Source organism: Microbacterium sp. MRS-1, assembly GCF_000585455.1.
In the GTDB taxonomy this organism is placed as follows: Bacteria; Actinomycetota; Actinomycetes; order Actinomycetales; family Microbacteriaceae; genus Microbacterium; species Microbacterium laevaniformans.
Window position 1 is genome coordinate 20,983 of record NZ_JAUF01000057.1, and the last position, 18,948, is coordinate 39,930.

The 18,948-nt window shown below is 69.9% G+C and carries 17 protein-coding genes; 9 read left to right on the plus strand and 8 right to left on the minus strand.

The features are described 5' to 3' along the window. Positions 1-7 precede the first annotated feature (7 nt). Together ispG and AS96_RS15490 are read left to right on the plus strand one after the other, a co-directional pair. Positions 8-1,138: a flavodoxin-dependent (E)-4-hydroxy-3-methylbut-2-enyl-diphosphate synthase gene (gene ispG / locus AS96_RS10395; RefSeq protein ID WP_036289440.1), complete on the plus strand. Its 1,131-nt coding sequence runs from the start codon at positions 8-10 to the stop codon at positions 1,136-1,138. Positions 1,139-1,235: 97 nt separating this feature from the next. Then, positions 1,236-1,394: a hypothetical protein gene (locus AS96_RS15490; protein WP_197017292.1), complete on the plus strand. Its 159-nt coding sequence runs from the start codon at positions 1,236-1,238 to the stop codon at positions 1,392-1,394. A 24-nt stretch (positions 1,395-1,418) separates the two neighbouring features. On the opposite strand, the gene AS96_RS10400 is transcribed toward AS96_RS15490, so the two are convergent. Then, positions 1,419-2,615 carry a trans-sulfuration enzyme family protein gene (locus AS96_RS10400; protein WP_036289407.1) on the minus strand — a complete coding sequence of 399 codons (1,197 nt, stop codon included), beginning with the start codon at positions 2,613-2,615 and terminating at the stop codon, positions 1,419-1,421. A 114-nt stretch (positions 2,616-2,729) separates the two neighbouring features. Between AS96_RS10400 and AS96_RS10405 the strand changes: the two genes are divergently transcribed. Continuing rightward, positions 2,730-3,254: an Lrp/AsnC family transcriptional regulator gene (locus AS96_RS10405; RefSeq protein ID WP_036289409.1), complete on the plus strand. Its 525-nt coding sequence runs from the start codon at positions 2,730-2,732 to the stop codon at positions 3,252-3,254. On the opposite strand, the gene AS96_RS10410 is transcribed toward AS96_RS10405, so the two are convergent. The 3 genes from AS96_RS10410 to AS96_RS10420 form a co-directional block, all read right to left on the minus strand. Further along, a complete protein-coding gene (locus AS96_RS10410) occupies positions 3,211-4,245 on the minus strand; it encodes a 1-aminocyclopropane-1-carboxylate deaminase (protein WP_036289411.1) in 1,035 nt (344 codons plus the stop codon). The genes AS96_RS10405 and AS96_RS10410 overlap by 44 nt on opposite strands. Then, entirely contained in the window at positions 4,242-4,907 is a 666-nt protein-coding gene (locus tag AS96_RS10415; RefSeq protein WP_036289441.1) for a GntR family transcriptional regulator, read from the minus strand. Before AS96_RS10415 ends, AS96_RS10410 begins: the two co-directional genes overlap by 4 nt. A gap of 63 nt (positions 4,908-4,970) precedes the next feature. Then, positions 4,971-6,413, minus strand: a complete 1,443-nt coding sequence (locus AS96_RS10420; protein WP_036289413.1) for an RNB domain-containing ribonuclease — start codon at positions 6,411-6,413, stop codon at positions 4,971-4,973. Between the two features lie 53 nt (positions 6,414-6,466). Here AS96_RS10420 and AS96_RS10425 point away from each other — a divergent pair, with 53 nt between their 5' ends. Then, positions 6,467-8,224, plus strand: coding sequence for a proline--tRNA ligase (locus AS96_RS10425; protein ID WP_036289415.1), 1,758 nt, complete (start codon positions 6,467-6,469; stop codon positions 8,222-8,224). A 94-nt stretch (positions 8,225-8,318) separates the two neighbouring features. Here the strand turns inward: AS96_RS10425 and AS96_RS10430 are convergent, their stop codons facing one another. Next, positions 8,319-9,707, minus strand: coding sequence for an HNH endonuclease signature motif containing protein (locus AS96_RS10430; protein WP_231477229.1), 1,389 nt, complete (start codon positions 9,705-9,707; stop codon positions 8,319-8,321). 185 nt (positions 9,708-9,892) lie between these two features. Between AS96_RS10430 and AS96_RS10435 the strand changes: the two genes are divergently transcribed. Then, positions 9,893-11,560, plus strand: coding sequence for a cellulase family glycosylhydrolase (locus tag AS96_RS10435; RefSeq protein ID WP_036289418.1), 1,668 nt, complete (start codon positions 9,893-9,895; stop codon positions 11,558-11,560). A gap of 40 nt (positions 11,561-11,600) precedes the next feature. Further along, on the plus strand, positions 11,601-12,656 hold the full coding sequence (locus AS96_RS10440) for a TIGR00730 family Rossman fold protein (RefSeq protein WP_036289420.1): 1,056 nt from the start codon (positions 11,601-11,603) through the stop codon (positions 12,654-12,656). A 32-nt stretch (positions 12,657-12,688) separates the two neighbouring features. Here AS96_RS10440 and AS96_RS10445 read toward each other — a convergent pair whose 3' ends face one another. From AS96_RS10445 to AS96_RS10455, 3 genes are all read right to left on the minus strand, one after another. Next, entirely contained in the window at positions 12,689-13,189 is a 501-nt protein-coding gene (locus AS96_RS10445) for a pyridoxamine 5'-phosphate oxidase family protein (protein WP_036289422.1), read from the minus strand. A 62-nt stretch (positions 13,190-13,251) separates the two neighbouring features. After that, positions 13,252-14,043 (minus strand): DUF1206 domain-containing protein, encoded by a 792-nt coding sequence (locus AS96_RS10450; protein ID WP_036289424.1) that lies wholly within the window; start codon positions 14,041-14,043, stop codon positions 13,252-13,254. Continuing rightward, the gene (locus tag AS96_RS10455) at positions 14,040-14,666 is read right to left on the minus strand and encodes an acetate uptake transporter family protein (RefSeq protein ID WP_036289426.1); all 627 of its coding nucleotides are present in this window, start codon (positions 14,664-14,666) and stop codon (positions 14,040-14,042) included. The genes AS96_RS10450 and AS96_RS10455 overlap by 4 nt, the downstream gene beginning before the upstream one ends. Before the next feature lie 106 nt (positions 14,667-14,772). On the opposite strand from AS96_RS10455, the gene nusA reads away from it, so the two are divergent. The 3 genes from nusA (at position 14,773) to infB (ending at position 18,920) form a co-directional block, all read left to right on the plus strand. Further along, entirely contained in the window at positions 14,773-15,759 is a 987-nt protein-coding gene (gene nusA, locus AS96_RS10460) for a transcription termination factor NusA (protein ID WP_005048719.1), read from the plus strand. Between the two features lie 69 nt (positions 15,760-15,828). Further along, on the plus strand, positions 15,829-16,080 hold the full coding sequence (locus AS96_RS15030) for a YlxR family protein (RefSeq protein ID WP_081768041.1): 252 nt from the start codon (positions 15,829-15,831) through the stop codon (positions 16,078-16,080). A gap of 92 nt (positions 16,081-16,172) precedes the next feature. Continuing rightward, a complete protein-coding gene (infB, locus tag AS96_RS10465) occupies positions 16,173-18,920 on the plus strand; it encodes a translation initiation factor IF-2 (protein ID WP_197017293.1) in 2,748 nt (915 codons plus the stop codon). Positions 18,921-18,948: the final 28 nt, after the last annotated feature.

Here is an 18,948-nt window from a genome sequence, read left to right on the forward strand (position 1 = left end):
CATCGGGATGCCGCGCGTGCCGGACGTCCTCGCCCCCCGCCGCAAGAGCCGTCAGATCAAGGTCGGGAAGGTGCTCGTCGGTGGCGACGCCCCCGTGAGCGTGCAGTCGATGACCACGACGCCGACGACGAACATCAACGCGACCCTCCAGCAGATCGCCGAGCTGACGGCATCCGGCTGCGAGATCGTGCGCGTGGCCGTGCCCAGCCAGGACGACGCCGATGTGCTGCACATCATCGCGAAGAAGAGTCAGATCCCCGTCATCGCGGACATCCACTTCCAGCCTAAGTACGTCTTCCAGGCGATCGACGCCGGGTGCGGCGCGGTGCGGGTGAACCCGGGCAACATCCGCAAGTTCGACGACCAGGTCGGCGCCATCGCGAAGGCGGCGAAGGATGCCGGTGTGTCGCTGCGCATCGGGGTGAACGCCGGCTCGCTCGACAAGCGGCTGCTCGAGAAGTACGGCAAGGCGACCCCGGAGGCGCTCGTGGAGAGTGCGGTCTGGGAGGCGTCGCTGTTCGAAGAGCATGACTTCCACGACTTCAAGATCTCGGTGAAGCACAACGACCCGGTCGTGATGGTGAAGGCGTACCGCATGCTCGCCGAGCGGGGCGACTGGCCCCTGCACCTCGGTGTGACCGAGGCAGGTCCTGCGTTCCAGGGCACGATCAAGAGCGCCACCGCCTTCGGCATCCTTCTGGGCGAGGGCATCGGTGACACGATCCGCGTCTCGCTGTCGGCGCCGCCGGCGGAAGAGGTCAAGGTCGGCCACCAGATCCTGCAGTCGCTGAACCTCCGCGAGCGCAAGCTCGAGATCGTGTCGTGCCCGTCGTGCGGCCGTGCGCAGGTGGACGTGTACACGCTCGCCAACGACGTCACCGAGGGTCTCAAGGACATGACGGTGCCCCTGCGCGTCGCTGTGATGGGATGCGTCGTCAACGGACCGGGTGAGGCGCGGGAAGCCGATCTGGGCGTCGCCTCGGGCAACGGCAAGGGCCAGATCTTCGTCAAGGGCGAGGTGATCAAGACCGTTCCCGAGGCCGAGATCGTCGCCACTCTGATCGAAGAAGCCAACCGCATCGCCGACGAGATGGGCCCCGACGCCCCGATCGGCACGGCGCAGGTCGTCACCGCCTGAGCCACGCTCTTCGTGGACGGCCTCGTATGCCGTCGGCGGCATGGGCGTGATCAGATCGTTGTCCCGCAGCGTGCGCCGTCCCGCCGCGCGCTGACACGTGACCGCCGGCGACCTCTGGTTCCTCGCCACGGCATCCCCGATGGGCGATGACGTTCTCGCCAGCGACGGGACGAACCTGATCCGCGTGCACGTCAACGCGGGTCAGATCGCACCGGACGTCGCAGAGCGAGCGATCGCTGCTCTCGCCCAGGAGTGAGTATCGCCGATCGCCTCCGGCGCGTCAGTGCACCGTGGTCGCCGTCGACTTCCCGTCGCGGGTGAGCGCCAGAGCCTGCCTGAGGTCGTCGAACAGATCGTCGACGTGTTCGAGACCGATCGACAGGCGCAGGATGTCGGCGTCGGGCCGGGCCTCGGGCGCGACGGGGCGGTGCGTGAGGGCGGCCGGATGCTGGATCAGCGAGTCCACGCCGCCCAGCGAGACGGCATGGGTGAACAGGCGCGTGGATGCCGCGACGCGCGCCGCGGCATCGTAGCCTCCGCGCAGGCGGAGCGACACCATCGCGCCGGTGCCGTGCTGCTGGCGGGCGAGCAGCCCCGTCGGGTCGCCGTGCAGTCCCGGGTAGAACACCTCCGCGATCGCATCGTGCTCGAGCAGGCGCCGGGCGATCTTCGCGGCCGTCTCCTGCTGCGCGCGCATCCGCAGGGGCAGGGTCGGGAGGCCACGATGCAGCAGATACGCGCCGAGAGGGTGAAGGATGCCGCCGGTGATCGCCCGGACGCGGCGAAGAGCAGCGGCGGATTCCGCGCCACAAGCGATGACGCCGCCGACGACGTCGCCGTGGCCGCCGAGGTATTTCGTCGCGCTGTGCAGCGACATCGTCGCGCCGTGGGCGAGCGGTTGCTGGAGGACCGGCGTGGCGAACGTGTTGTCGACGAGGACCGGAACGTCGTTCGCCTGCGCGACGACGGCGGCGATGTCGACGAGTTCGAGTGTCGGGTTCGCCGGCGTCTCCACGATGACCAGTCCGGTCTCCGGGCGCAGTGCTGCGCCGACCTCGTCCGGACCGCAGAAGGTCGCCTGCGTACCCAGCAGGCCGCTAGCCAGCATGTGATCGCTGCCGCCGTAGAGCGGTCGGACCGCCACGACGTGCGGATGCCCGATCGAGACCGTGTGCGAGACGATCGCCGCCGTCAGCGCCGCCATTCCGGAGGCGAACGCCACGGCGGCCTCTGCCGCTTCGAGCGTGGCCAGGGCCTCCTCGAAGCGGGACACCGTCGGGTTCCACAGGCGGGCGTACACGTGGCTGCCCCCGGGGATCGGCGTTCCGCCGGTCGCGAGCGCCTCGTACGAGTCCCCGCCGCGCTCCACGTCGGGCAACGGGTAGGTCGACGACAGATCGAGCGGCGGGGTGTGCACGCCGAGGGAGGCGAAGTCCGCGCGCCCGGCGTGCACGGCGAGCGTGTCGAGATGGTCCATGCCGCGAGTATGGAGGAAAGTGCGGCAGGGGTTCGGTGCGATTGTGAACTCCGCAATCACCTGATCGAATTGTGCCGAACTGAGCAATCCGAGACGAGCGTTCAGGAGGCGCACTTGGCTGAACAGCAAAGCACGGCATCCGCCCTCGATGAGCTCGACCTGCGGATTCTCGCGGCAGTGGTCCGCGCGCCCGGCCGGTCCAACAAAGCGCTCGCCGAAGAACTCGGCGTCGCGGAGTCGACCTGCGCATACCGCATTCGCTCCCTCCGCGTTCGCGGGGTGCTGGCCGGCGTCCGCGTCCTCGTCGACCCGGCATCCCTCGGTCTTCCGCTGCAAGCTGTCATCCGCGTGCGTCTCGGTCGACACACTCGCGAGGGGGTCGGGCAGCTGTTCGACGCGATCGTGGCGACGCCCGGCGTGATCGAGGCCTTTCACGTGGCAGGCGAGGACGACTTCCTCGTGCATGTGGCCGTGGAGGATGCCGCGGCGCTGCGCGACATCGTCCTCCAGCACATCACGGTGCACGAGGCGGTACTCACCACCGAAACCCACCTCGTCTTCGAGCGGCGCGAGGGAGTGGGGCCGCTCGCCCGCGTCACCGGGAGGCGCTCGGGTCCCAGAGCGAGTGATACGCGTTGATCGCCGGCTGCCCACCGAGGTGCGCGTACAACACGGTGGACGATGCCGGAATGTCGCGGGAGCCGACGAGGTCGATCAGCCCGGCCAGGGACTTCCCCTCGTAGACGGGGTCCGTGATCATCGCTTCCAGCCGTGCGCCGAGTTCGATGGCCTCCATCGTGGAGTCGACGGGGATGCCGTACAGCTCACCCGCCCACCCCTCCAGAACCTGGATCTCGTCATCGCGCAGATCGCGGCCGAGCTCGATGAGCTGCGCCGTATGCCGAGCGATGCGCGCGACCTGATCGCGAGTCTTCCGGAGGGTCGCGGAAGCGTCGATTCCCAGCACGCGACGTCGGACGCCGGTCGCCTCTTCGAGCGCGGCGAATCCCGCGATCATTCCGGCATGGGTCGATCCGGTGACGGTGCAGACGATGATCGTGTCGAAGAAGACGCCGAGCTGCTTCTCCTGCTCGGCGACTTCGAACGCCCAGTTGGCGAAGCCCAGACCTCCGAGCGGGTGCTCGCTCGCTCCGGCGGGGATGGGGTAGGGCGTACCGCCGCCGGCTTCGACCTCGGCCAGCGCCTGCTTCCACGAGTCGCGGATGCCGATGTCGAAGCCGGCATCGTCGAGGCGCGAATCCGCGCCCATCATGCGCGAGAGCAGGATGTTGCCGACCTTGTCGTTGGTGGGGTCGTCCCACGGAACCCACTTCTCCTGGACGAGTCGCGCCTTCAACCCGAGATGCGCCGCGACGGCCGCGACCTGGCGCGTGTGGTTGGACTGGTAGCCGCCGATCGAGACGATCGTGTCGGCGCCGGAGGCGAGGATGTCGGGGACGATGTACTCGAGCTTGCGCACCTTGTTGCCGCCGAACGCGAGGCCGCTGTTCACATCCTCGCGTTTCGCCCAGATCTGCGCGCCCCCGAGGTGGTCGCTGAGCCGCGCCAGGTGCTGCAACGGGCTGGGCCCGAAGGTGAGCGGGTGGCGAGCGAACTCGTGCAGCTTCATGAGGGATCCTGTTCAGTGGGGGCGGGGGAGATGGTGAGGGACTGCCAGGCGCTCTCGGCGAGGCGTGCGGCGTCGTCGGCGGCGCCGGCCGCGCACAGCGCGATCAGGCGGTCGTGGCGGTCGGCGGAGGCCGCGCCTTCGTGGGAGGCGAACCGCAGGCGCTCCACGCGGCGCAGGACCGGCTCATAGCGGGCGATGACGGCCGCGGCTGCCGCATTCGCGCACACCTCGAGGGCGACGCGGTGAAAGCGCGCATCCGCCTCGAGGGCGCCGTCGATGTCGCCGGCCGACAGGGCGTCGCGGAAAGCGGCGTTCGCCGCGCGCATCTCGTCGAGGTCGTGTGTCGTCATACGGGGGACGGCGGTGCGCACGGCAAGTGCATGGAGAGCGCCGACCACGGCCTGCGCGTCTCGGAGGGCATCGGGGTCGATCGGGGCGACGACGGTGGACCGGCCGGGAGTCGCCTGCACGAGCCCGGCCTGAGCGAGTTCGAGCAGCGCCTCTCGCACGGGCGTGCGACTGACGCCGAGTCGCTCGGCCAGTTCTGCGTCGCGCAGTTGCTCACCGGGGGCGAGGCTGCCGTCGACGATCGCCTCCTGCAGGCGCGCGTGCACGTCGTCGCGAAGAAGTGCGCGGGGCACGGGGACGGCAGCGAGTGGCACGGTATGCAATATATCGCAGGTTGGACGCGACGCCCGTCGCACATCCGTCTCGGGCGGAGGCCGTCAGACGACGCTGAACCGGACGGTTCCCTCGTCAACGGACGCCGCATCCAGCCGCAGACGTACGAGGGTGCCGGGCGCAGCCGCCACGCGCGCCACGCGCGCCTCGACGGCCGGTTGCATGAGCTGGATGCGTGCCTCGTCCCCGCGTCTGCTGAGCACGAGTGCGTCGAACTCGTCCCCGACGTGTCCGGCCAGCAGCGCCGCCTCGACACGATCGATCGCCCCGGAGCTGAGCTGGGCGGCGATCGACGAACTGCGCGCCATGATCGCGGGGAGGATGGGAAGTGATGCGCGCGCCCACCCGGGAACCTCTTCACCGTTCACGAGAGCATGGCAGATCACCAGCGACCATCTGTCGACCACGCGTCGCAGGGGAGCAGTCGTGTGAGCGTACGGGGCGCCGATCGCAGCCTGCGATCGCTGTTCAGGCAGCTCGCCGTCGAAGGTCGCGTAGCCCGCTCCGCGGAACAGGCCCGCCGCGTATTCGCGAACAGCGAGAGCGGCGGGCGAACGGTCGAGGCTGCGCAGATAGTCGCCGTAGGCGACGTCGGTGGTCCACGGCAGTCCCAAAGCCATCGTCTGTGACCGGAACTCCTCCACGTCGGTCGACGCGGCCGGAGGCATGGTCCGCAGGATGCCGACGCGACCGTCGATCATGATCTGCGCCGCCGCCATGCCGGTGAGCAACGAGACATCGGCGTTCCAATCCTCCAACGCCACACCGTCGGCGCGCTCGAGACCGTAGGCGTCGTCCTCCGCCGCCGTGACGATACGCGTCTCCGGCAGGTTCAGGCTCGCGCCCCCGCGCTCGCGCTCCCGTTCGGCCCGGGCGGCGCCGAACCATGGCAGCGCGGCGAGGGTGGCGGGGGCAGCGCCGGCGTCGATCGCCGCCTGCGCCTCGGAGTAGGACCATTGGCGCCGCGACCGCACGATCGCGCGGGTGATGGTCGTCTCCGTCGGGCGGGCGCCCTCGTCCAGCACGAACCGCCACACGTACGCGCGTCGGTCCACGCCCGGCAGCAGGGACGCGTGGTCCTCGCTGATCACCGCCGGGTGCAGGGGGATCCGTCCGTCCGGCGCGTACAGCGTCTGCCCGCGACGGCGGGTCTCGGCATCCAGCGCGCCGTCGGGTGCCACGAATGCCGGAACGTCCGCGATCGCGTAGTGCAGGACGGCGCCCGTCGAGGTGCGCTCCAGGTGCAGCGCCTGGTCGAGGTCGGTCGATCCGGCCGGGTCGACCGTGAGGAAGGCGACATCGCGGAGATCGGCGAGGCCGGTCGCGGTCGGATCCGTCGAGACGCGTGCCGCGGCGGCCATCGCCTCGGCAAGTGCGTCACGGGGGTATCCGTCCGGCAGAGCGAGCTGATGTCGCAGCGCAGACAGCGACGCGGCCAGTTCACCGCGCAGAGATCGAGCGACGAAGCGGGAGCGGCGGTGCGGCACCCGGCCAGTGTAGGGCGGTCGGGTGAGGTGGCTGCGGACTAGGCTTGACGCTCGTGGTCACCCGTCTGTCGAACTTCTTCCTCCGCACGCTTCGCGAAGACCCTTCGGATGCCGAGGTCACGAGCCATCGCCTGCTCGTGCGCGCCGGCTACATCCGCCGCCAGGCACCGGGAATCTTCGCGTGGCTGCCGCTGGGGCTGCGGGTCAAGTCGCGGATCGAGAACATCATCCGCGAGGAGATGGCGGCCGCCGGCGCACAGGAAGTGCACTTCCCGGCACTGATGCCGCGCGACCCCTATGAGGCGACCGGGCGCTGGGAGGAGTACGGCGACGGCATCTTCCGTCTGAAGGACCGCAAGGGCGCCGATTACCTGCTCGCCCCGACGCACGAAGAGGCGTTCACGCTGCTGGTCAAGGACCTGTACGGCTCGTACAAGGATCTGCCCCTAACGATCTACCAGATTCAGGACAAGTACCGCGACGAGGCACGTCCGCGCGCGGGACTCCTGCGCGGCCGCGAGTTCACGATGAAGGACGCGTACTCCTTCGACTACACCGACGCCGGGCTCGACACCAGCTACATGGCGCAGCGCGACGCCTACGAGCGCATCTTCCAGCGGCTGGGCCTGGAGTACGTCATCGTCCAGGCGGATGCCGGAGCGATGGGCGGCTCGCGCAGCGAGGAGTTCCTGCACCCGACGGCGATCGGCGAGGACACGTTCGTGCGCTCGGCCGGCGGCTACGCGGCCAACGTGGAGGCGTTCGAGACCCTGGCGCCCGAGCCCATCGCGTTCGACGGGTTCGGCGAGCCGGTGATCTTCGACTCCCCGAACACGCCCACGATCGAGACGCTCGTGGCGCACACCAACGCCGTGCTCGACGGCGAGTACACCGCCGCCGACACCCTCAAGAACGTCGTCCTCGCGCTCACCCACCTCGACGGCAGCCGCGAGCTCGTCGTCGTCGGTCTCCCCGGCGATCGCGACGTCGACGAGAAGCGCGTCGAGGTGGCGTTCGCGCCCGCCGAGGTCGAGCCCGCCACGCCCGAGGACTTCGAGAAGCACCCGCTGCTGGTCAAGGGGTACATCGGGCCGTGGTCTCCCCAGGGCGCGATCCTGGGCGAGGAGTCGGCCACCGGCATCCGCTACGTCCTCGACCCCCGCGTCGTGGACGGCACGCGCTGGATCACCGGTGCGAACATCGATCAGAAGCACGTGCACTCGCTCGTCGCCGGACGCGACTTCGCCGCCGACGGCTACGTCGAGGTCGCAACGGTGCGGCCGGGCGATCCGGCGCCCGATGGTTCGGGACCTGTCGAGCTTGCGCGCGGCATGGAGATCGGTCACGTCTTCCAGCTGGGGCGCAAGTACGCCGAGGCGCTGGGGCTGAAGGTGCTCGACGAGAACGGCAAGCTCGTCACCGTCACGATGGGCTCCTACGGCATCGGCGTCACGCGGATCCTCGCGATCATCGCCGAGCTGAACAACGACGACAAGGGCCTTATCTGGCCCGCAGCCGTCGCGCCGTTCGACGTGCAGGTCGTGGCGACGGGGCGGGATGCCGCGGCCTTCGAACTCGCCGAGAAGCTGTCGGCGGATCTCGATGCGGTCGGTCTCGACGTGCTCTACGACGATCGACCGAAGGTCTCGCCCGGCGTCAAGTTCGGCGACGCCGAGCTCGTGGGAGTGCCGCAGATCGTGATCGTCGGCCGGGGCGCCGCCGAGGGCCAGGTGGAGCTCTGGGATCGTCGCTCCGGCGAACGCACGCTCGTCTCGGCCGCCGAGGCCGTCACCCGCCTCGCCGCGCGCTGACCGTCGCGCGCACCGCTCGCACCGCTCTTCGAGGGGCCCGCGCGAGCCGGCCCGCGTGGCGCACGTGCGCACACGTGCGTGTGGCGTGTGCGGGTCAGAACGGTGCCGCGCGGTCGTCCGACGGCGCTGCGCGCTCTGAGGGTTGCGCCGCTCGGAACACCGGCATGCGTCGTTCGGGCTCCACGAGATAGCGCCGGCCGTACGGCGACGTCCACTCCACGACACCGCCGCTGTCGGGGAGCTGCACCACCGTCCAGCCGCCGTGATGCTTCACCGTGTGGTGCCCGGCGCACAGGGGTGCGAGATTGTCCGCGGAGGTGTTCCCGCCGTCGAACCAGGCCACGGTGTGGTCGATGTCGCATCGCGAGGCGGGCATGACGCAGCCCGGAGCCATGCACCGTTCCGCCCGCCACCTGACGAGCCGACGCAACTCAGGCGGCGGGTCGTAGCGGTGGCGCCCGACCGACAGCACCGCGCCCGTCTCGGGGTGGGTCAGAACGCGCAGCCAGCTCGTGGCGCCGCCGCTGAGTCGTCGTGCCTGGTCGATCGGAACGGGACCCACACCTTCGACGGTGGCCGGCTCGGACGCCGCGTGGGAATCGTCGAGCAGCGACAGCACCGGCACTGTCACGACGACTGTCGGACGGATGCCCGCCACAGCCGGAGCGTGGCCGTCGCAGCGACCGTCGATGAGCAGATCGCCCAGAATGTCCGCGCGTACCTGGTCGAGCGTTCGCTCGTCGGGCGGAACCTCGTCTGCGGACGCGGCGCCGGGGGTCGCCAGCGCGGCAACCGCCCCGCCACGACCGGTTCGATGGCCCGCGATGGCCTTTCCCATGCGGGTGAGGCGGTCGAAGATGGCGTGGGCCTCGACGCTCGGCAGATACGCGGTCAGGAGGGACATGCCGTCGCCGGCGGGGGCGACGGACACCCGCCGCTCGTCGACGGCGCGCGCATGCTTGTCGGCAAGGGTCTCTGCGGTCGCCGCGGTGGCCAGATCGCGCAGCCGGCGGCGGAAGGTTCCCGCGGGGAGGCGTTCGGCCAGCGACACCGCGTCATCGATCAGCCGCGACCCGATCGCGGGATCGACGCTGTCGAGCACGTCCACGAGGAAACGTGCGTGCTGGTCGGTGATGCGTGCCCCGTGAAGTGCATCCCATGCCGCCGGGTAGCGCTCGACCAACGCCGTCGCGCGGGCCATCAGATCGCCGGCCGCGTACTCGGTGATCCGAAGCGCCGCCGCCAGCTCGAGTCGCAGCGACCGGTCGATCATGTCGTCGGTGCACGCGTGCGGTGCCGCGGCGGCCATCGCATCGCTTCGCGCGGCGGCGACGCAGGCGTACTGCTCCGCCGTGTGGACGGCGACCACCGCGGCGATATCGGTGACCTGCGCGACGGGATCGCGCGGCGGCAGTGACGACTCGATCGCCACGATGTCCGCCCAGAAGCCGGGGTCCGGCTCGAGGTCGGTGTCGATGTTCATGATCCGAGTATAGAACATATGTTCTAATATGGGAAGCGTGTTGGGCCATGGTCGAGCAAGCGTTTGGGGACCAGCGGCGACGCGGCGAGCGCCGGGTCGCTACTCTGGGGGCGGCGAGATCGTCGACGATGCCACCTGTCGCGAGACGCCGACCACCCCCGCAGTTGGCATCGAAAGGAATGCGCATGCGCGATCGTCGTCGTCCCCTCGGCATCCGCCGCCTCATGAGCATCGCGGCGCTCGCCGTCAGCGCGGTGCTGGCCGTCGGCGCCGTGGCCCCGCTGTCGGCGCACGCCGCTGCGGACGGGTGGTGGCACACCTCGGGCTCGCGCATCGTCGCCGCGGACGGAAGCACCGTCACCATCAAGGCGGCGAACTGGTTCGGGCTGGAGACTCCCAACTGCGCGCCGCACGGGCTGTGGTCGATCACCCTCGACGAGGGCCTCGCGCAGATCGCGGCCATGGGGTTCAACACGGTGCGACTGCCGTACTCGAACCAGTGCCTCGCGGCATCCACGACATCGTCCATCGACGCCTCGCGCAATCCCGACCTGGTCGCGCTGACGCCGTTGCAGCTGATGGATGCGGTCATCGCCAAGGCGCGCGCCCACGGGCTGCGCGTCATCCTCGACCGTCACCGCATCGAGTCGTCGGGCCAGTCCGAGCTCTGGTACACCTCGACCTACAGCGAGAAGCGCTGGATCGACGACTGGGTCATGCTCGCGAACCGCTACCGCGATGACCCGACGGTGGTCGGCGCCGACCTCCACAACGAGCCGCACGGTTCCGCCTGCTGGGGGTGCGGCGATACCTCCCGCGACTGGTGGGCGGCGGCGACGCGCGCCGGCAATGCCGTGCTCGCCGCCAACCCCCGACTGCTGATCATCGTCGAAGGCGTGGAACGCCAGAACGATGCCAGCACGACCTGGTGGGGAGGCGGCCTGAAGGATGCCGGCGCCAAGCCCGTGGTGCTCGCGACATCGAACCGGGTCGTCTATTCGCCGCACGAGTATCCCGCCTCGGTGTACGGGCAGTCGTGGTTCTCGGCGCCGAACTACCCCGCCAACCTGCCGTCGGTCTGGGACGCGAACTGGGGATATCTGGCCCGCACCGGCTCCGCGCCGATCTTCGTCGGGGAGTTCGGCACGAAGCTCGAGACGACGAGTGACGCCCAATGGTTGAGGGCTCTGGTGTCCTACCTGGGGACGAACGGCCTGAGCTTCGGCTACTGGTCGTTCAACCCGAACAGCGGCGACACCGGCGGGCTGGTCGCCGACGACTGGAAGACGACGCAGACGGCCAAGCTCGCCGCGCTCGCGCCGCTGCTCGCCGGAGGTTCCGCCACCCCGATGCCATCGCCGACCGCGTCCGCCACCCGGACACCGTCGCCCACGCCTACGTCGTCGCCCACGCCTACGTCGTCGCCCACGCCCAGGACGTCGCCCACGCCCACGCCTACGCCGTCGCCCACGCCCACGCCTACGCCGTCGCCCACGCCCACGTCGTCGCCCACGCCCACGTCCCTCCCGTCCCCGGGCTCCGCACCGGTTTCCGCCACCTGGATGCTGCAGAGCGCGTGGCAGGACGGCTATGTGGCGGAGTTCTCCGTCAGCGCTTCTCGCGCGGTCGCCGGTTGGACGATCTCCTGGTCCAGCCCGGGAGCGACGCAGGTGGTCAACGCCTGGGGCATGTCGTGTACGGTCGCCTCCGGCTCCATCGCCTGTACCGGAAAGGACTGGGCCGGCGCGCTCGCCGCCGGTCAGAGCGTGCGCGTCGGCCTGCAGGTCGCCGCGGCTTCCGCGCCGGTGAGTCCGCGGCTGACGGTGGCGGGGAAAGAGACCCGCGTTCGGTGATCGTTCACCCGATGACCGTCGAGGATGCGAGGGTGGGGACATGGCAGAACGCTCCACGCTCCCTCCCGCGGTGACCGACGGCATCCGACGCCTGCTGGACGAGGCCGGCGTCGTCGAGGATGCAGATCTCATCGCACGCATCCTCGCGACGGGCGTCGGCATGGGTCTCGACCGCGCCGATCGCCTCGACCTCAAGATCACATCGGCTGCTCTCACCGAGATGCGCGCCGCGTTCCAACTGTTCGCGCCGTTTCGAGGTGTCCCGAAGGTGACGGTGTTCGGCTCGGCGCGCACGGCCCCGGACTCGCCGTTGTACCGGCTCACGGTGGAACTGACTGCAGCCCTCGCCGCTCGCGGCTGGATGACCGTGACCGGAGCAGGCCCGGGAATCATGCAAGCCGCCGCCGAGGGCGCCGGACCCACACACTCTCTCGGCGTCTCGATCCGCCTGCCGTTCGAGGAGAAACCGAACGCGATCATCGCCGCGCACGAGCGCAACGTCGCGATGAAGTACTTCTTCACCCGCAAGCTCATGCTCGTGAAGGAATCCAGTGGCTTCGTCTGCTTGCCGGGAGGCTTCGGCACGCTCGACGAGATGTTCGAGCTGCTGACGCTGCAGCAGACGGGAAAAGCCGTTCCCACGCCGATCGTGCTGCTCGATCGCCCGGGAGGCGCCTTCTGGGCGGGGCTGCGCCGCTTCGCCGATGAACAGCTCATTCCCGACGGCGTGATCTCCGCCGACGATCTCGATCGCGTCGTGATGACGGACTCGGTCGATGCCGCCGTCGAGGAGATCACGGGCTTCTATCGCAATTACGTCTCGTTGCGATGGGTCGGGCGACGCCTCGTGCTGCGGCTGCGCTCCGAACCGACGGATGCCGAGGTGTCGGCACTCAACGACAGGTTCGCGGATCTGCTCGCCGACGGTGCGATCGAGCGCCGCGGCCCGCTGAAAGCAGAGCGCGAGGACGAGGACGACCTCGCGGCACCGCGCCTCGTCATGACGTTCGCACAGCGCCGCGTCGGTGATCTGCATCACCTGATCCGCGCCGTCAACGCCCTGCCGAGCGCGCCTGCCGAAGCGCGTCCCGCCTGATCAGGCCGACGGGAGCCGGCCCGATGCGGTCCTCAGCACATCAGCTTGCCGTGGTTCATCGTGTCGTCGGGGGCGTCGCGAGTGACCAGAGCCTTGAGCATGCCGGCCGCCATGACGAGCCTGCCGTGGGCGGGTTCCCAGAACTCCGTCTCGACCGGTGTGACTTTCAGCAGTGCGATGTCGGGCGTGTCGAGTCCATCCTCGAACCAGATGTCCACCGACGGCGACCACAACTGCTCCATGCGGGCGCGGTCGTGCACGAGGGCGGCTCGGCCGGCCACCGACACGTAGCGCATGCCCTTGGCGTCGCAGTACGCCAGGTTGACGTCGCGGTCGGCCTCGACCTCCTCCGCCTTCTTCGTCTCGTCGGACGTGAAGAACCAGATGTCGCCGTTCTCGTCCATCTCGCGCGTGCTCATCGGCCGGCTGACGAGGCGTCCCGCGGCATCCACGGTGGTGAGCATGGTGATGTCGATGTCCTCGACGAGTGCCTTCACGCGGTCGCGGGCCTCCGTTCCAGTGATTTCGCTCATGCCCCGAGCCTGCCCGCCCGCCCACGGCCGCCCCAGGGCCTTGACAGCCCGTCCCGCAGGCCTCAGAGCCGCGCGTAGCGCGCCCGAAAGCCGCAGAAGACGCCGTAGGCCACCAGCCCGATCCCGAGGGCCACGGCGATGGCGCGCCCGGCCGGCAGTGTGAGCAGTCCGTCGACGGCGCTGTCCAGGCCGCCCGCGCGTGCGGCATCCGCGTGGGCGGCGGCCACGAGCAGCAGGACGCCGAGGATGCCGAGCGCGGCCCCCTTGGCGATGAAGCCCGCGACCCCCAGCGAGCGGACCAGCGTGCCGAGCGCGGATCGCGGGATGGACATGCGCTTTTCGAACGAGCGACGCACGCCCATCACGACGAAGACCACACCGGCCACCGCGATGCCCACTCCGACGGCGGCCAGGACGAATGGCCCACCCGTCATCGCGAGGATGCCGCGACTGGCCGCCCGCGCGCTCCCATCGGCATCGGGCGCCGCGCCCAGGGCGATCGAGGCGGCGAGCGTGCCGACGGCGGCGAAGACGATGCCCTGGCTCCACTCCGAGGCCCGCCGCCCCCAGCGCCCGTCGCCCCGAGACGTGATGCCCGCGGCCAGATGCCACAGCGCCAGGCCCCAGAGGCCGATCGCGATCGCCCACACCAGAACGGCGCCCCACGGTACCGCGGCGACCGTCCGGAGCGCGCCGACCTGATCGGCCTCGCCCCGACCGCCGGCCGCGATGGCGACGACCAGGGTGCCGATCAACGCATGGACGAGGCCGTTGGCGGCGAAGCCGGCCCGCGCGAGTGCCTGCACCAGCGGGTGGCGCCGCGTCGCGGCAGCCGCGCGGCGGGCGTCGTTCACGGGTGTTCGGCGGGCACGTCGCCCCGGCGGATCCACGGCGGCCCGAGGGGGACGATGTGGCGGCCCATCGTGCGCCAGGCGAACTTGTCCACGAGCATGTAGAACGCCAGCGCCGACGCGCCGATCAGCAGCCATGCTCCGACGGTGCCCAGCGTCGCCGCGCCGGCAAAGGCGGCGACCGCTTCCAGTGCCAGCCCCGCCGCCACGAGCAGCAGGGTCAGCGGTAGCGCCGAGTTGTGGGTGGCGCCGGCGAACATGAATCCGAGCGCGAGCACCGCGAACATCATCGAGAACAACGGGCGCGCCGGGCCCGACACCTCGAAGAAGCCGAGCTCTCCGCCGAGGAGGAATCCGGGCATGCAGATCCAGTACCACCCGAAGGCGTTGTAGACGACGAAGTGGAAGTCGTCGCCGACGAAGTAGGAGAGCATCCCCGCGATCACCTGGACGAGGCCCCCGAACACCGCGCCCACCCAGAACACCGCGCTCTCGTTCTGCACACCCAGATGCGCCAGCTGAGCGGTGAGGGTCGCGATCACGAACCCGAGCAGGCCGATCAAACCGGGATCCGCGCGCCGCGGCTCTGCAATCACGTGTGCGGGTGGGGGGTCTGCGGCATCCATTCCGTCAGTATGCACGGCCGCGGAGTCCGCCAGCGGAGGCCATCGGGTAAAATCGGCCGGGTGACCGAGGGTGACCTCGCGTCGAGAGCTGAATAGGGAGGCACCTGTGGACATCGATCTGGGACTGCTACGGACGGTCGAGCGCGAGAAGGAGATCCCGTTCGACGAACTGGTCGGGATCATCGAGCAGGCGATTCTCACCGCCTACGCCAAGCACACCTCTCCCGACGGGGAGCTTCCCGAGGGCGCACGTGCGCTCCTGGACCGCAAGACCGGTCACGTCGCCGTCTACATTCCCCTGCGCGACGAGGACGGCGCGATCATCGGCGAGGAGGAGTCGACGCCCGAGGACTTCGGCCGCATCGCCGCCTACGCCGCCAAGCAGGTGATCGGCCAGCGTCTGCGTGACATCGCCGATGACGCCATCCTGGGCGAGTTCCGGGGCAAGGAGGGCGACATCGTCGCCGGTGTGATCCAGCAGGGGCCCAACCCCCGCATGGTCCACGTCGACCTCGGCACCGTCGAGGCCATCCTTCCGCCCGAGGAGCAGGTCGCCGGTGAGCAGTACGCCCATGGCTCCCGTCTGCGCGTCTACGTGACGTCGGTGTCGAAGGGCACCAAGGGTCCGCAGATCACCGTCTCGCGCACCCACCCCGGCCTTGTCCGCAAGCTCTTCGCCCTCGAGGTGCCGGAGATCGCGTCGGGGCTCGTGGAGATCACCTCTCTCGCACGTGAGGCCGGCCATCGCACCAAGATCGCGGTCACGGCCAAGGATCCGGCGATCAACGCCAAGGGTGCCTGCATCGGCGAGCTCGGACGACGCGTGCGCGCCGTCACCGAAGAGCTGGGCGGCGAGAAGATCGACATCGTCGACTACGACCCGGAGCTCGCGAAGTTCGTCGCCAACGCCCTGTCGCCCGCCAAGGTCACGTCCAGCTTCGTGCTGGACGCCGGCACCAAGGCGGTGCGTGCGCTGGTTCCCGACTACCAGCTCTCGCTCGCCATCGGCAAGGAGGGTCAGAACGCCCGTCTGGCCGCGAAGCTCACCGGCGCCAAGATCGACATCCAGCCCGACTCGATCCTCGAGTCGTGACCGAGAGATCCGGCCCGGCTGCTCGCTCTCGCCCCGCATCGCAATCTCCGCGTGGCGAGTGGGGGTAGGATGGATCCTGTTCGAACGTGCGTGGGATGCCGCGCACGCGTCTCCCGGTCCAGCCTCCTGAGGGTGGTGGACAGGGACGGTGTCCTCGTCGCCGACGAGAAAGCCGTCCTCCCCGGGCGAGGTGCGTGGGTGCATGACACGGATGCGTGTGTGGATGCCGCGATCCGGCGCCGCGCCTTCGGACGAGCATTGCGTGTGTCGGGACCACTCGACACGCAGACCTTTCAGAACACCCACCAGCGAAACGGCTGAACGGCTATGGACACAAAGTGAACGGCTCGAAATGAGACCCGTCCGCAAGTAACGGTCTGCCCTGTCCGGGGGAGACCTCAGACAGGAGAATTGTGGCAAACCCACGCGTGCACGAGATCGCTTCGGAGATCGGCGTCGACAGTAAAGTCGCCCTCGCGAAGCTGAAGGAGCTCGGCGAATACGTCAAGAGCCCCTCATCGACCATTGCGCCCCCGGTGGCGCGCAAGCTCCGCGCGGCCCTCGAGGCCGAGGGTGCAGCGAAGAAGCCGGCGGACTCCGCTGCCGCCCCGGCGGCGGGCGCGGCTCCCAAGGCCCCCACGCCGGGCGCTCGCCCGGCGGCGCGTCCCGGACCGGCGAAGCCCGCCGCACCGGCCACGCCCGCCGCGGCCGCCACGCCGGCTCCCGCGACGCCGGCGGCTCCCGCCGCTCCGGCTGCTCCCGCCGCCGCTGAGGCGGCACCCGCCGCACCGGCGACCCCTGGTGCCAGCACCCCGCAGGCACCGCGTCCGGGCGGTGCACCGCGACCGGGCAACAACCCCTTCTCGTCCGCGCAGGGCATGGGGCAGCGCCCCGCCGGCCCGCGTCCCGGCAACAACCCCTTCGCGTCCGCGCAGGGCATGGGCCAGCGCCCGACGCCGGGCAACATCCCGCGTCCTCAGGCCCCTCGCCCCGGCGCGCCGCGTCCGGGTGCCCCGCGTCCCGGTGGCGCCGGTCGGCCCGGCGGCGGTGGCCGTCCGGGTGCACCGTTCCAGCAGCGTCCCGGTGGTCCGGGTCGTCCCGGTGGTGCCGGTGGATTCCAGCGCCCCGGCGGCACGGGCGGACCGGGAGCTCCCGGCGGTTTCGCGGGTCGTCCGGCCGGTGGCGGCGGTCGTGGCCGTGGTCCCGGCGGCGGCACCGCTGGTGCCTTCGGTAAGGGTGGCGGCAAGAGCAAGCAGCGTAAGTCGCGTCGTGCGAAGCGGCAGGAATTCGAGATGCGGTCGGCGCCCGTCGTCGGCGGCGTCAACGTCCAGAAGGGCAACGGCGAGATCATTCGCCTGCGCCGCGGTGCATCCATCGCCGACTTCGCGGACAAGCTCGAGGCCCTGCGCGGTTACACCGTGCAGCCCGGCACGCTCGTGACGATCCTCTTCAACCTGGGCGAGATGGCCACGGCGACGGAGTCGCTCGATGAGGCCACCTTCGAGGTGCTCGGTGCCGAGCTCGGTTACAAGATCCAGATGGTCTCGCCCGAGGACGAGGACAAGGAGCTCCTGGAGGGCTTCGGTCTCGACCTGGAGGCCGAACTGGCGGCGGAGAGCGAGGACGACCTCGAGATCCGTCCTCCGGTGGTGACCGTCATGGGCCACGTCGACCACGGTAAGACGCGACTGCTCGACGCGATCCGCCAGACCAACGTGGTCGCGGGCGAAGCCGGTGGCATCACCCAGCACATCGGTGCCTACCAGGTGTGGACCGAGCACGAAGGCATCGAGCGCGCCATCACCTTCATCGACACCCCCGGACACGAGGCGTTCACCGCCATGCGTGCCCGTGGTGCGCAGGTCACCGACATCGCGATCCTCGTGGTCGCCGCCGACGACGGCATCATGCCGCAGACGGTGGAAGCCCTCAACCACGCGCAGGCCGCAGGCGTGCCGATCGTGGTCGCGGTGAACAAGGTCGACAAGCCCGACGCGAACCCCGCGAAGGTGCGCCAGCAGCTCACCGAGTACGGGCTGGTCGCCGAGGAGTACGGCGGGGACGTCATGTTCGTCGACGTGTCGGCGCGTCAGGGCACGAACATCCAGGCGCTTCTGGATGCCGTCCTGCTGACGGCCGACGCCGGGCTCGACCTCACGGCGAACCCGAACAAGGCCGCCCGCGGTGTCGCGATCGAAGCGAAGCTCGACAAGGGCCGCGGTTCGGTGGCGACGGTGCTCATCCAGTCCGGAACGCTCCGCGTCGGCGATGCGATCGTGGCGGGAACGGCCTACGGCCGCGTCCGCGCCATGATCGACGAGAACGGCGACGCGGTCGACGAGGCCTACCCCTCGCGTCCCGTCCAGGTGCAGGGTCTGAACTCGGTGCCCCGCGCCGGCGACGTCTTCATCGTCACCGAGGAAGACCGCCTGGCTCGCCAGATCGCCGAGAAGCGCGAGGCCGCCGAGCGCAACGCCCAGCTGGCCAAGGCCCGCAAGCGCATCTCGCTCGAGGACTTCACCCGTGCTCTCGAAGAGGGCAAGGTCGAGTCGCTCAACCTCATCATCAAGGGCGACGTCTCCGGTGCCGTCGAGGCGCTGGAAGAGTCGCTGCTGAAGATCGAGGTCGACGACAGCGTCCAGCTGCGCATCATCCACCGCGGCGTCGGCGCGATCACCGAGTCGGACATCAACCTCGCCACGATCGACAACGCGATCGTGATCGGCTTCAACGTCCGTCCCGACACCAAGGCCCGCGAGCGTGCCGCCCGCGAGGGCGTGGACGTGCGCTTCTACTCGGTCATCTACAACGCGATCGACGACGTCGAGCAGTCGCTCAAGGGCCTGCTCAAGCCGGAGTTCGAAGAGGTGCAGTCGGGTGTCGCCGAGATCCGCGAGGTGTTCCGCTCCTCGAAGTTCGGCAACATCGCCGGTGTCATCGTGCGCTCGGGAACGATCACGCGCAATGCCAAGGCTCGCGTCATCCGCGACGGCGTCGTGCTGGCCGACGGCCTGGCCATCGAGTCGCTGCGCCGCTTCAAGGACGACGTCACCGAGGTCCGCACCGACTTCGAGGCCGGTATCGGACTGGGCAAGTACAACGACATCCAGGTCGGCGACGAGATCGAGACGACCGAGATGGTGGAGAAGCCGCGAGGCTGATCCTCCCTCCTTGGCTGCGGCTGGGGCG